General features: G+C 65.9%; 16 protein-coding genes, 1 tRNA gene and 1 pseudogene. 2 read left to right on the forward strand and 16 right to left on the reverse strand.

Annotation, left to right across the window (positions count from 1 at the left end; genetic code table 11):
• Positions 1–100 precede the first annotated feature (100 nt).
• The 14 genes and pseudogenes from IEV62_RS13490 to IEV62_RS13550 all read right to left on the reverse strand — a co-directional run bounded on the left by IEV62_RS13490 (position 101) and on the right by IEV62_RS13550 (position 9,703).
• Entirely contained in the window at positions 101–844 is a 744-nt protein-coding gene (locus IEV62_RS13490; protein WP_229733161.1) for an SDR family NAD(P)-dependent oxidoreductase, read from the reverse strand.
• Between the two features lie 32 nt (positions 845–876).
• Positions 877–952 (reverse strand) — tRNA-Phe (locus IEV62_RS13495).
• Positions 953–982: 30 nt separating this feature from the next.
• Positions 983–1,168 (reverse strand): DNA gyrase inhibitor YacG, encoded by a 186-nt coding sequence (locus IEV62_RS13500; RefSeq protein ID WP_188448348.1) that lies wholly within the window; start codon positions 1,166–1,168, stop codon positions 983–985.
• Positions 1,168–2,124 carry a ribonuclease gene (locus tag IEV62_RS13505; RefSeq protein ID WP_188448350.1) on the reverse strand — a complete coding sequence of 319 codons (957 nt, stop codon included), beginning with the start codon at positions 2,122–2,124 and terminating at the stop codon, positions 1,168–1,170. The genes IEV62_RS13500 and IEV62_RS13505 overlap by 1 nt, the downstream gene beginning before the upstream one ends.
• Positions 2,117–2,698, reverse strand: a complete 582-nt coding sequence (locus IEV62_RS13510) for a Maf family protein (protein ID WP_188448352.1) — start codon at positions 2,696–2,698, stop codon at positions 2,117–2,119. Before IEV62_RS13510 ends, IEV62_RS13505 begins: the two co-directional genes overlap by 8 nt.
• 154 nt (positions 2,699–2,852) lie before the next feature.
• A complete protein-coding gene (gene infA, locus IEV62_RS13515) occupies positions 2,853–3,071 on the reverse strand; it encodes a translation initiation factor IF-1 (protein WP_010162480.1) in 219 nt (72 codons plus the stop codon).
• Between the two features lie 343 nt (positions 3,072–3,414).
• A complete protein-coding gene (locus tag IEV62_RS13520; protein WP_188448355.1) occupies positions 3,415–3,804 on the reverse strand; it encodes a type II toxin-antitoxin system HicB family antitoxin in 390 nt (129 codons plus the stop codon).
• 13 nt (positions 3,805–3,817) lie between these two features.
• Positions 3,818–3,967 carry a type II toxin-antitoxin system HicA family toxin gene (locus IEV62_RS13525; RefSeq protein WP_188448357.1) on the reverse strand — a complete coding sequence of 50 codons (150 nt, stop codon included), beginning with the start codon at positions 3,965–3,967 and terminating at the stop codon, positions 3,818–3,820.
• A 49-nt stretch (positions 3,968–4,016) separates the two neighbouring features.
• Positions 4,017–4,550 (reverse strand): restriction endonuclease, encoded by a 534-nt coding sequence (locus tag IEV62_RS18250; protein ID WP_268234244.1) that lies wholly within the window; start codon positions 4,548–4,550, stop codon positions 4,017–4,019.
• Positions 4,551–4,616: 66 nt separating this feature from the next.
• Positions 4,617–5,732: pseudogene (locus IEV62_RS13530) on the reverse strand (DNA methyltransferase); the annotation flags it as partial.
• The gene (locus IEV62_RS13535; protein WP_229733144.1) at positions 5,729–6,067 is read right to left on the reverse strand and encodes a type II toxin-antitoxin system PemK/MazF family toxin; all 339 of its coding nucleotides are present in this window, start codon (positions 6,065–6,067) and stop codon (positions 5,729–5,731) included. The pseudogene IEV62_RS13530 and the gene IEV62_RS13535, both read right to left, overlap by 4 nt.
• Entirely contained in the window at positions 6,054–6,278 is a 225-nt protein-coding gene (locus IEV62_RS13540) for an AbrB/MazE/SpoVT family DNA-binding domain-containing protein (protein WP_188448361.1), read from the reverse strand. The genes IEV62_RS13535 and IEV62_RS13540 overlap by 14 nt, the downstream gene beginning before the upstream one ends.
• Positions 6,279–6,424: 146 nt before the next feature.
• Complete coding sequence (locus IEV62_RS13545) at positions 6,425–8,581, reverse strand: sodium-translocating pyrophosphatase (RefSeq protein ID WP_188448363.1); 2,157 nt, start codon at positions 8,579–8,581, stop codon at positions 6,425–6,427.
• Positions 8,582–8,683: 102 nt separating this feature from the next.
• Positions 8,684–9,703, reverse strand: coding sequence for a thiamine-phosphate kinase (locus IEV62_RS13550; RefSeq protein ID WP_188448365.1), 1,020 nt, complete (start codon positions 9,701–9,703; stop codon positions 8,684–8,686).
• Positions 9,704–9,810: 107 nt separating this feature from the next.
• On the opposite strand from IEV62_RS13550, the gene IEV62_RS13555 reads away from it, so the two are divergent.
• Positions 9,811–10,686, forward strand: a complete 876-nt coding sequence (locus tag IEV62_RS13555) for a BPSS1187 family protein (protein ID WP_188448367.1) — start codon at positions 9,811–9,813, stop codon at positions 10,684–10,686.
• Between the two features lie 119 nt (positions 10,687–10,805).
• Positions 10,806–11,627 (forward strand): universal stress protein, encoded by an 822-nt coding sequence (locus tag IEV62_RS13560; protein ID WP_188448369.1) that lies wholly within the window; start codon positions 10,806–10,808, stop codon positions 11,625–11,627.
• On the opposite strand, the gene IEV62_RS13565 is transcribed toward IEV62_RS13560, so the two are convergent.
• Entirely contained in the window at positions 11,628–11,804 is a 177-nt protein-coding gene (locus IEV62_RS13565; RefSeq protein ID WP_188448371.1) for a DUF4169 family protein, read from the reverse strand.
• Positions 11,805–11,806: 2 nt separating this feature from the next.
• Entirely contained in the window at positions 11,807–12,289 is a 483-nt protein-coding gene (gene nusB, locus IEV62_RS13570) for a transcription antitermination factor NusB (RefSeq protein ID WP_188448373.1), read from the reverse strand.
• Positions 12,290–12,430 lie beyond the last annotated feature (141 nt).

A 12,430-nucleotide genomic window follows, 5' to 3' on the forward strand; every position in this document is an offset into this window, starting at 1 on the left:
CTGGAAACGCATCGGCACCTTGCTCGACGCTTTCCCGCCTCAGGAATGCGCCAACTATCTCAGAAACTCCGGCTACGCTTCAACATAAATGGATCAGACTCTAGTTTCGCGCCACCGCGAAGCCCGCGAACGACTGGTTGACCGGCATCAGTTCCAGCGTGTTGATGTTGAGGTGCACCGGCAATTCGGCGACCCACAACAAGGTGGCGGCGATATCTTCGCCGGTCATCGGATCAACTCCGCCATAGAGTTTGTCCGAGGCCGCCCGATCGCCGCCGGTGCGCACGACGGTGAATTCGGTTTCGACCATGCCCGGCTCGATTGAGGTGACACGCACGCCAGTGCCGTGGAGATCGGCGCGCAGCCCAAGCGAGAATTGGCGCACGAACGCCTTGGTCCCGGCATAGACGTTGCCGCCGGCATACGGATAGTTCGCCGCGACCGACGACAGGTTGATGATCGCGCCCTTCGTATCGATCAAACGCGGCAGCAGCATCCGCGTCACCGCGACCAACGCCGAGACGTTGGTGTCGATCATCGTCTGCCAATCATCGAGATTGCTCTGCTGCGCGGGCGCGGTGCCGAGCGCGAGGCCGGCATTGTTGATCAGCAGATCGATGCGGGCGAAATCTTCGGGCAGCCCGGCGATAGCGGCGTCCATCGCGGCGCGGTCGCGTACGTCGACGTTCAGCGTGTGGACCGAATCCCCCAGCGAGTCGCGTAAAGCGCTCAGCCGCTCGGCGCGGCGGCCGGTGGTGACGACGCGCCAGCCCGAGGCGACGAACGCGCGGACCGCAGCCTCGCCAATGCCCGACGTGCCGCCTGTGATGAAGGCCGTGCGCATCACCTGAACTCCGTCGCTGTCTGAAAAGAAAATGGTGCCCGAGGGCGGATTCGAACCACCGACACTGCGATTTTCAGTCGCATGCTCTACCAACTGAGCTACTCGGGCACACCCGGAAAGCTCCGGGGGAGCGGCCTCTTAGTCACGCTCTGGCGTGGTGTCCAGCCCGTCTTCTTCTTCGCCGGGCGGCGTGCTGACCGGGATCGCATAACCCTCGCCCAGCCATTGCATCAGGTCGCGGTCGCGGCAGCCTTGCGAGCAGAACGGGGCGTGCGCCACGGAAGGCGGTTTGCCGCACAGCGGGCAGGGTTTGGAACGCGCCATTATCGTACCTCGAACGTGCAGGCCACGCCGGTACGCCGGGCGAGCGCGGCGATCCAGTGCGGATTGGCGGCGAGCGCCCTTTGCACAGCCGCCGAGACGCTGTGCACGGCGGGCACGGGTGGGGGCGTGCGCTCGATTCGGCGGAGCAGCGCGCGCGCCTCGGCGGCAGCGGGATCGGCGCGGAGCAGTTCGGGGAGCGCGATGCGAGTGCGCCGCCGCACGATCTGGACGAAGCCGAAGCCGTTCATCGCGGTGCGTTCGAACGGTTGCGGCAGCCCGGCGTCGATCGCGGCATCGACCGCGGCGCGCGCCGCCTTGCCTTGCAGCGTCGGGAAATCGACGCCGATCGACCCGCCGATATCCAACCGGACGATCGCCGCGGCGACGGCATGCGCGGCGGCCAGCGCGAGCGGCTCGAGCGGGGGATGGCCGTCGACGTCGAACAATGTCATCGCAGGCGTGGGGGACATGCGCAGCGCGCCGCCGGTTGGGCCGGCGAAGATGATGTCGCCGGTCAGCGCTTCCTCGAGCACTTCGGACCAGCCTGCGGCCTCAAGGTGATCGGCTTCGTGCGGCAAGCAATGGCGGACCGGGATGCCGGTCGCTTCGATCCGCTCCAGCAGCGTCGGGCCGGGGCGCTCGGGTCCGTCGGCGGGGGCGGCGCGGGGGAGTTTGTGGCGGCCCGGCTCTGGGATCGCTTCACGGATCAGTTCGATGTGGAGCGCGGCGCCTTGCGTGATGCCGGGGGGCAGAGGCGAGAGCAGCGCCTCGCCGCCGTCGAAGCTGACGCGGCCTTCGCGGCCCTTGACGGTGATCTCGACCAGGCGGGCGGGGAGGATCGCACCGATTCGGGGGCCGGGCCGGTCCAGTTCGATCCGCGCCTCGCGGATCGTGCCGTTCGCGACCAGCGCCGCGCGGGCCTCGCCGATTCCGGCCTCAAAGAGCCATTCAGCCAAGCGTCACGCCCGATGCCAGCAACAGCGCGCGCGTCTCGAACAAAGGCAAGCCCATCACCCCCGAATGCGAGCCCGAGAGGAAGCGCACGAACGCCTCGGCGCGGCCCTGGATAGCATAGCCGCCGGCCTTGCCCAACCCCTCGCCGCACGCGATGTAGCCGTCGATCTCGGACGCCGAGAGCGGTTTGAAAGCGAGAATCGTGTCGGACAGGCGGGTGCGGACGGTGCCGTCGGCGGCGATGACGCAGACCGCGGTGAGGCAATGATGGCGGCGGCCCGAGAGGAGCCCCAACATATGGCGGACGCTGGCATCGTCCTCCGCCTTGCCAAGGATGCGGCGGCCGAGCGCGATCGTCGTGTCGCCCGCCAGGATGATCTCACCGGACGCGCGGGGCACGGCGTGCGCCTTGGCGAGCGCGACGCGCTGGACATAGACGCGCGGCGATTCGGCCTTCAGCGGGCTTTCATCGACATCGGGCGCGGCGGCGCGCGACGGCACGACACCGAGCCGCGCGAGGAGCTCGGCGCGGCGGGGGGAGGTGGAGGCGAGGATTAGGTGCGGGTTGAGGGTCACGTCATTCCTTCCCCGTCAAACTACCACCCCGGCGCAGGCCGGCGCCCAGTTGCACAGGTCGAGGCAACGGAGCGCAGCGGCCAAACTCAGAGGCTTCGCGACTGGGCCCCGGCTTTCGCCGGGGAAGTGCATAAAAGGGAAGCCCGAGTGCCGCTTACTTGAACCGGTACGTGATCCGCCCCTTGGTCAGATCATACGGGGTCAGCTCGACCAGCACTTCGTCGCCCACCAGCACGCGGATGCGGTTCTTGCGCATCTTGCCGGCGGTGTGACCGAGGATCTCATGATCGTTCTCAAGCTTCACGCGGAACATGGCGTTGGGCAAAAGCTCCACCACCTGGCCGCGCATTTCGAGCAGTTCTTCTTTTGCCAAACAAACCTCTGGGGAATTTACGGGAATTCGTGAGCGCGGCGCATAGCGGATGGCCGCGCAAAAGGGAAGCGCGCGTGGGGCCGGGGTGCGGCGCGGAAGTTTAGGCTAAGTTTAGGGGTAAAACGATTGCGCGCGACGGGCGAACGGGGATGGGTGAAGGGCGGCAGGTCAGTGGAAGGTCACGCGAAACGCATATCTTCAACCGTTCGACACGAACGGATGGGGAAGCGGGCCAGCGGTGGGAAAGAGCGGGCCGACGCCGGGTGCCATTTGGGCTGGGGCGCGGGCCGGTGCGGAGTGTGCCGAAGGTTGGGGATGTAGGACAGCGCTTAATCCGGGCACCTTAAGCGTTCCGGGCGGCCAGCGCGACGCGGGCGGCATCGGCGAGAAAGCCCGAACGATTGGGCGCTACCCGGTCGATGCGAGCGAGCAACCCTTCGTCAATCGACACCTGAACGCGTACCGATCGCCCTGGCTGTTCCCCCCGAACGAGCATCCGCGCGGCCTCGATTACGTCGGGGTCGGGCGGGATGGCATCGAGGTCGCCCGGCACGGGGAAGGCGATTCCGTCCTCGGCCAGCCCGCTCAAATGCAGATCGAGCGCTTCCTCGGCATTGCGTGCTGCGTCCTGCAGCGTGTCGCCCGCCGACACACAGCCGGGCAAATCGGGGAAGAACACGCCATAGCCATGCGGCCCGCGTTCGATGATGGCGGGATAATAGACCGCCGTCATCGCGACACCGCGCTCAGCGCAGTTTGAGGCCCGATTGCCGTTCGATGCTTTTGAGCGTGCCGACCGGCAAAGCGGGGTGCTTGAATTGCTTGTGGCTGCCGGACTGACGCACTTCCAACCATCCCGCCGCTTCGAGCCTCCGGATCACATCGCCGCTACGCATGGCGGCATTCGTTGTGTATGTAATACACAACAAAGGCGGTGCCAAGCATCTACAGCAAACTCCCCTGGCTGCTCATATCCTCGCGGCCCGCACGTTTCATGCCGGCGGTGGGGTCGACATAGGGCATGTCGGGCTTCTTGCCCTGGAACAGCTCGGCGAGCGTGATGATCTGAAGCCGGGCGTAGCTTTTTCCGGTCGCCTCGGACTGGAAACGGCCGACCGCCGCCGCCTCGCGCTCCATCACGCTGGTCGGCAGCGCCTTGGTGATGAACACGCCGATCGGCGCCTTCTCGCGCTCCATGGCAGAGTGGAGATCGCGGATCATCTGCACGCCGACATTGTCGCCGCCCTTGACCGAGACGAGCGCCTTTTCGGTCTTCTTGCCGTCGGGCTTGAAATAGATGAGGCCGTCGATGCCGCCATCGGCCCCCTTCTTCTTGCCGCCGAAGGGCATCGCATCGACCATCGACACCGCCCACCATTGGAACTGATATTTGTCGCGTGTCGCCAGATCGACGGCGGAGGCGAGGTCCTTGGGCGTGCCCTCGACCGTGAAGGCGATGCCGGGGAAGGCGGCCTTCATGCGCTTTTCGATCAGGCTGATCGCGAGGTGGGTGATGTCGATGCCGATCCACTGCCGCCCGAGCTTCTGTGCGGCATGGACCGCGGTGCCGCAGCCGCAGAACGGATCGAGCACCACGTCGCCGGGGTTGGACGAGGCGGCGATGATGCGTTCGAGCAGCCCAACGGGTTTCTGCGTCGGGTAACCAAGGCGTTCCTCGTCGCCTTGAGCCGTCAGCCAACGGACGTCCTCATCGATGCCCTCGTGCGAACCGTACAGCGCACCACGAGTGTGGGGCTGATACGACCAGACATCCTGCAAAAGAAGTCCGGGACTTCGATCCAGGTATTGGCGATAGGTCGGGAGCGCCCCGCTGTCGGCAGGTGGAAAGTCAATCACTCCCATGTCGGCTAGCGCGTAGAGCTTCTCGTGCTGAGGGAGGTCGGGATCGATTCCCAGCGCGGTGACCAGATCGCTCGGCACTGCCCAATGCCGTTTTGCCGCCGTTGGATCATAACCGCGCCAAGGCTTTCCAGATTCTCCGTTTCGCAAGCCAGCGCCATGAATTGAGTTTCCCCAATAGCGACCGCGCTCATCGGACTTCTTGAAATAGCCATCCACGTGGCCTTGAGAATAGGGACGAAAAACCGGTCTGTGGACGTAACGTGGAGATTTGCGCACAAAATGGATCACGTCATGCACGGGGCCAAAACGGCGTGCATTGTTATGTTATCCGGTACGACGCCAGATGATTTCGTTCAGGTAATTGTCCGCCCCAAACACCCCATCCAGCAACAGCTTGAGGTAATGGCTCGCGGTCGGGTCGCAGTGGAGGTACAGGCTGCCGGTCGGCTTGAGCACGCGGTGCAGTTCGATCAGGCGGATCGCCATCATCGCGAGATACGCCATCATGTCGTTCTCGCCGAGGAAACCGCGCATCGCGTTCAAAAGGTCGAACGCCTTGGTGTTGCCGCTGCGCGCGACCTGGTCGAAGGCGTCCTCGGCATGGTCGTTCCAATGCCAGGTATCCTCGAACGCCTCGATCTGCGCGTCGGACGAGCTGCCGGTCGGCGATTTAAACAGGATGTTGTAATTGGCGTTCGAATTGAACGGCGGGTCGAGATAGACGAGATCGACGCTCTCGCTCTGCACGGACTCGCGCAGGACCGAGAGGTTGTCGCCGTAATAGAGCCGGTTGGTCATGGGGTTGCGATCCAGGCCAACGCTTCCGACAGGCGCGCGGCAATGTGGGTCATTTCCGGCCCGGGCATGTGTCCGATCACGTTCGCGCGAGAGACGGCGAGCGTTGCGATCTTACCGGTACGGACCTTTGACGGGATCGGTAGCCCCGCTGCTTCATGGTCGGTAATGACGACGTCGCCCGGCCATGCGGGTCGGGCCGCGTTGGTGATCATCGACGCCCAGCACAGGTTTGCCGCTTCCCCAAGACCAACCGCGACGATTACCGCCGGACGGGAACGCATCCGGTTGGTTTCGACATAGGGGTACGCGACCCAGACGATGTCACCGATCGCCAAGGACATCATAGGCCTTGTCGGCTTCGTCCGCCCATTCGGTGAACATCGCGAAGGGATCATCGAACGGATTGGCCGCGCGCCGTCGGCGGAGCACGACCCGATCGCCGTCAATCTCATATTCCAGCTCGTCGCCCTGATGCAGATCGAGCGCCGTGCGCACGGCGCGCGGAATGGTCGTCTGCGCCTTGCCGGAGATGCGAGAGTGGATCATTTCGCGCAAAGTAAGGAAAGTCCTTACCGGGGGCAAGGGGGAGATAGAGGGGGGGAGGGGTAGAAGGGGCGTCGTGGCAAAGCCACGCCGTCGGACGGGTGGCCGCTGGGCCACCCGCCGTCCGGTCGCGCTTGCTGAGCTTTCGCTCAGCCTGCGTTAGCAGCCAAGGCTGCTAACAGCAGCAGCGCGACGATATTGGTAATCTTAATCATCGGGTTCACCGCCGGGCCCGCCGTGTCCTTATACGGATCGCCCACCGTGTCGCCCGTCACCGCGGCCTTGTGCGCTTCCGAACCCTTGCCGCCGTGATGGCCGTCCTCGATATACTTCTTGGCATTGTCCCACGCGCCGCCGCCGCTCGTCATCGAGATCGCGACGAACAGCCCCGAGACGATCACGCCGAGCAGCATCGCGCCCAGCGCCGCAAAGCCCTCGGCCTGGCCCGCCACCAGCGTGATGAGGAAATACACCGCCACGGGGGAAAGCACCGGCAGCAAGCTCGGCACGATCATTTCCTTGATCGCCGCCTTGGTGACGAGATCGACCGTGCGCGCATAATCGGGCTTGGTCTCATACGTCATGATGCCGGGATTGTTGGCGAACTGATCGCGCACATCCTTGACGACTTCGCCCGCCGCGCGGCCGACTGCGGTCATCCCCATCGCGCCGAACAGATAGGGCAGCAGCGCGCCGAGCAGCAGGCCGACGATGACGTACGGGTTGGAGAGCTGGAAATTGACGGTGAGATCGGGGAAATCGCGCGCCAGATCGGAGGTATAGGCGTTGAACAGCACGAGGGCAGCGAGTGCTGCCGAGCCGATCGCATAGCCCTTGGTCACCGCCTTGGTGGTGTTGCCGACCGCGTCGAGCGCGTCGGTTTTGTGGCGCACGTCATCGGGCAGACCCGCCATTTCGGCGATACCGCCGGCATTGTCGGTGACCGGACCGTACGCATCGAGCGCGACGACCATCCCGGCCTGTGCCAGCATCGCGGTTGCGGCAAAGGCAATGCCGATCACGCCGGCGAGCTGATACGCCGCGATCACCGCGACGACGATGACGAGCGTGGGAAGTGCGGTCGATTCGAGGCTGATCGCGAGGCCCTGAATGACGTTGGTGCCGCTGCCGGTTTCCGATGCCTTGGCGATCGAGCGCACCGGGCGGAAATTGGTGCCGGTATAATATTCGGTGATCCACACCAGCAGGCCGGTGACGGCGAGGCCGATCATCATCGAATAGAACAGTTTCATGCCGGTGAAGCTGGTCGCGGCGATTCCGGCGGCGGCTTCGGGCGTGGCGCCGTCGAGGAAGCTGTTGCCGCCGAGCGTCGCGTTCATGTCGCCGAGCGTATATTGTGTGGCGAAGTAAATGGCCGGGATCGACAGGCCGATCGCAATCCAGAAGCCCTTGTAGAGCGCGCCCATGATGTTGTTGTTGCCGCCGAGGCGGACGAAATAGGTGCCGATGATCGAGGTGAGGATGCACACCCCGCCAACCGCGAGCGGCAGCGTCATCACTTGCAGCAAATGATCGGCATTCTTGAGCGCGAGCGCGACCGAGATCATCGTCACGCCGATCGTCACGACATAGGTTTCGAACAGATCGGCCGCCATGCCGGCGCAGTCACCGACATTGTCGCCGACGTTATCGGCGATCGTCGCGGGGTTGCGCGGGTCATCCTCGGGGATGCCGGCCTCGACCTTGCCGACCAGATCGGCGCCGACATCGGCCGCCTTGGTGAAAATGCCGCCGCCCAAGCGCGCGAAGATCGAGATGAGCGAGGCGCCGAACGCGAGCGCGGTGAGCGCCTTGACGACGACGGGTGCCCCTGCGTTCACGCCGTTCGCGCCCGCGAGATACCAGAAGGTGCCCGAAATCGCGAGCAGGCCGAGCCCGGCGACGAGCAAGCCGGTGACCGCGCCCGAGCGGAACGCCATCGTCAGGCCGCCTTGCAGCGAAGTCCGCGCGGCCTCAGCGGTGCGGACGTTGGCGCGGACCGAAATGTTCATGCCGACAAACCCGGCGACGCCCGACAGGATCGCGCCGAGCGCGAAGCTGACGGCGGAGACCGGTGCGCCGAGCCCGTCGAGGAACACCCAGACGAGCGCGAGGACGATCACGCCGACGATGGCAATGGTGCGGTACTGACGGCCGAGATAGGCCTTGGCGCCTTCCTGAATGGCGGCGGCGATGTCCTGCATCTTTTCGTTGCCGGCGGGGGCACGCAGCACTTGCTGACTGGTGATAATGCCGTAGGCGACGGCGATAAGCCCACAGATAATGGCGGCATAGACGATCGTCATGCGTATCCTTCCCTAACGTTTCGGTGGGGGTTCCGGATCTGCCGTGCCCCCACGCTTATCCCCGCAGAGTAGCGCCGGGGGATGGCTTGGCAACCCGCCGTCTCACCCGTGTTGAAAGCCGAGCCGCGCGGGCAGATCGAGCGGGGTGCCATGATCGGTGAGCGTCAAGCCGCTACCGGGCGCGAACGCGCCGATGCAGGTGGCGGCGACGGCGGGGAGGACGCCCGGCGGTAACGCGAACAGCAATTGATAATCGTCTCCCCACGTCACCGCGCGGAGGCGGTCGGTGGCGAACTCGGGCGGCACGGGGACGGCATCGAGCGCGATGGCGACGGCGAGATCACTGGCGGAAGCCATGCGCTGTGCATCGAGCAGGAGGCCGTCGGACACGTCCATCATCGCGGTGACATGCGGGGCGAGGCCGATGCCGTCGGCGATCCGCGCGACCGGGCGGCGACAGGCGTTGGGTTGGGTCTCTGGCCGCTGGAAGCCAAGCAGCGCCGCGCCGATCGTGCCGGTGACCCAAAGCAAATCGCCGGGCTTCGCGCCCGACCGGATCGGCACTGGGCTGTGCGTTGCGCGGCCGATCGCGGTGAGGGTGAGGACGCGCGGGGCGTGCGGCGGGATCGACACGGTATCGCCGCCGAGCAGCGGCGCGGCGTAGTGGGTGAGGACGTGGCCGAGTCCGTCGACGAAGGCGTGGTCCCAGTCGTCCTCTTGCCACCCCGGCGAAGGCCGGGGCCCAGCGGCGCTGTCCGAGCTAGTCTCGCGCTGCACGGCACCATCAGCCGCCCGCGACTGGGCCCCGGCCTTCGCCGGGGAAGGGGAAAAGCCGGGGAGTACGCTAACGCCGCCTCCCGCCCGCAACGGATAGTTGAGCAGCACCCCGACCGGCTCCGCCCCCTTGGCGGCGAGATCCGACAGCGCACACGCGACCAGCCGCCACGCGACATCGACGGGGGCCATATCGGCGGGAAAATGCACGCCTTCGACCATCGTGTCGGTGCTGAGCACGAGCGTGTCGTCGCGGGGCGAGAGCGTTGCAGCGTCATCGACCAACCCCGCCGCGCCGGGATGGAGCGGAAGAAGGCGCAAGGCGGTGAGGAACTCGGCTTCGGTCATGGGCGTTTTACTAGCTGCTACCGCACGGTCTGTCAGCGGTATGGCGGCACGGTTACAAAAGCGGGGTTGGTATGCGGCGCTTTCCACGGTCTCTTCTTGTCGGTGTGGTGGCTACGCTGCTGCCCCTGGGCAGCACCGCGCGCGCCGATGAGCGGTTGGTCGAGCATCGGTTTCAGCCGTCGGCCGCAGACCCCGCCGTCAAGCAATTCGACGATGCCAATGTCGCGATCGCACGGCGCGGCCTGTCAGCGGAGGCGCCGCTCGTCGTATTTTTGTCGGGGACGGGTGGTAAGCCGGAGAATGTCCGCGGGTTGCTGACGGTGGTCGCCGGGCAGGGGTATCGCACGCTCGGGCTGAGCTATGACAACGTCCCCGCCGTGGTGCAGGTGTGCCCGCGCGTGGCCGATCCCGATTGCTCTGCCAATTTCCGTCGCATGCGGCTCGACGGTAGCGGTCCGGGCGCGCCCGGCGTGTCCAATCCGGCGGCGGAGGGGATCATTGCGCGGCTGGTGTCGGCGTTGAAAGCGCTCGACCGGGGTGCGCCAGACGAGGGCTGGGGCAGCTACCTTGCGGGCGACACGCCGCGCTGGGACCGGATCGTCGTGTCGGGCCTCTCGCAAGGCGCGGGAATGGCAGCGTATATTGCGAAGTCGGTAAAGGTCCGGCGCGTCGTCTTATTTTCAAGCCCATGGGACTTTACGCAACCCGGGCGCAGCCTGGCACCGTGGATTGGAGGGGCGAGCGCAACGCCACCCGAACGGTGGTTCGCCGAATATCACAAGCGCGAATTGACCGCCGATCTGCTGGCGCAATCCTACCGCCTGCTGGGCATTCCGCCCGCGCAAGTGCTGGTGTTCGATCGGGATTTGCCCGCGAAGGACGGCGGGTCGCCCAATCCCTATCATGGCAGCACGGTGCGCGATCCCGGATATGTCGGGCAATGGCGGGTGCTGTACGGCAAAGCGGCGGACGCGCCCCGCTAGCTGGGTGGCATCGCCAACGGGTGACGCCGCGGCACCCCGTCCCCGCGTTATATCGATGGCGTCGCCGTACGATCCCCCCTATTCACCCCCCACCAGCGCGACAAAAAGCGGGAGATCCCATGATCCAATCCATCGCGCATCCGACCGATTTCTCCCCCGAGGGGCGGGCGGCTTTCGAACATGCGCTGTATCTGGCGCTGGCCAATCGCTGCCGGCTCAATCTGCTGCATGTCCACGATCCGCACGCCGACGCGCAATGGGATCGCTTTCCGCATGTGCGTGCCACGCTGCAGCGCTGGGGCTTGCTCGCGGCGGACGCGGAACCCGAGGACATTGCGACGGTGACGGGTGTCGACGTGCGCAAGGTGGAAATCCGCGATATCGAGACGGGCGACGGGCTGACGCGCTTCCTTGCCGATCATCGCCCCGATTTGATCGTGATGGCGAGCCATGGCCGGACTGGCCTCAGCCGCTGGCTCGCCCCCTCGGTCTCGACAGACATGGCGCGCGAGACGATCATCCCGACGCTGATCCTCGGCCCGCTCGCGCGGCCGTTCGTCGATTCGATGACGGGCACTCTCCACCTCACCTCGGTGCTCGTGCCGGTCGATCATGCACCCGCGCCGCAAGGCGCGGTGCCGCATCTCAAGGCGCTGCTCGAGAGCGTCGATGTGGCAATCGATTTCCTGCATGTCGGGCCGGTCGCGCCGGTCCTGCTCGACGGCCACGGCGCGCCGCTGGCAGTGCGGCGAGTCGAGGGGCCGGTGGTCGACACATTGCTCGATCAGGCGCGTCAGGCGAGCCTGGTGGTGATGCCGATGGCGGCGCGACGCGACTTGCTCGATCTCCTGCGCGGCAGCACGACCGACCGGGTAGTGCGCGAAGCGACGTGCCCGGTGCTGGCACTGCCGACGACCGGGGACGTGCCGATTTCGCTCTGATCAATCCGCGCGCTTCGCCCCGTCGAGCGTGCGATCGCGGCGGTTCGTTTCGAGCGCGAGCTTCGTCCGCTCGGCCTTGGTCGCGCCGAATTTGGCGCGGTTCGTGGTTGCGACCGCTTCCCCCTCGGCCCGGCGCTTCGCCTTGCGCGCCAGCCGCAGGTTGACGATTTCCGCCACGGCTAGGTGCGGACGTCCTTGGCGATCGCGTCGAGCAGGCCGTTGACGAAACCCGCCTCGCGCTTGTCGAAGAAAGCGTGGGCGACGTCGACATATTCGCTGATGACGGTGCCGACGGCGACATCGGCGCGCGCGAGCAGTTCGTAGGTGCCGGCGCGCAGGATCGCGCGCATCGCCTTGTCGAGCCGGGTCAGGCTCCAGCCCTTGGCGAGTTTGGCGGCGATCATCGTGTCGATCTCGGCGAGGCGCGCGTGCGTGCCCTTTACGACATCATCGAAGAAATCGACCTCGGGCTCGGCATATTCCATATCCTCGATCGTCGCGCCGAGGCGGTGATTGTGGAATTCATGGAGCAATTGCGTGACCGGAGTCGCCTCCATGTCATGCTGGTACAGCGCCTGAACGGCGGCGAGACGGGCGGCAGCGCGCGCTTTGGAGCGCTCGGCGGTGCGGGGGGTGGCCCGAGAGGTGGGGGAGGAGGACATGGCGCGGCCTTAGCGGAGGATGGGGGAAGGGGAAACCTCGCGATTTCCCTTGGCCGCTTCCCCGACGCAGGCCGGGGCCCAGTCGTGCTGGCCGAGGGTAACGGAGCGCAGCGCTTCCGATCCATCGTTTCGCGACTGGGC

The sequence above is a fragment of the Sphingomonas psychrolutea genome (assembly GCF_014636175.1).
In the GTDB taxonomy this organism is placed as follows: Bacteria; Pseudomonadota; Alphaproteobacteria; order Sphingomonadales; family Sphingomonadaceae; genus Sphingomonas; species Sphingomonas psychrolutea.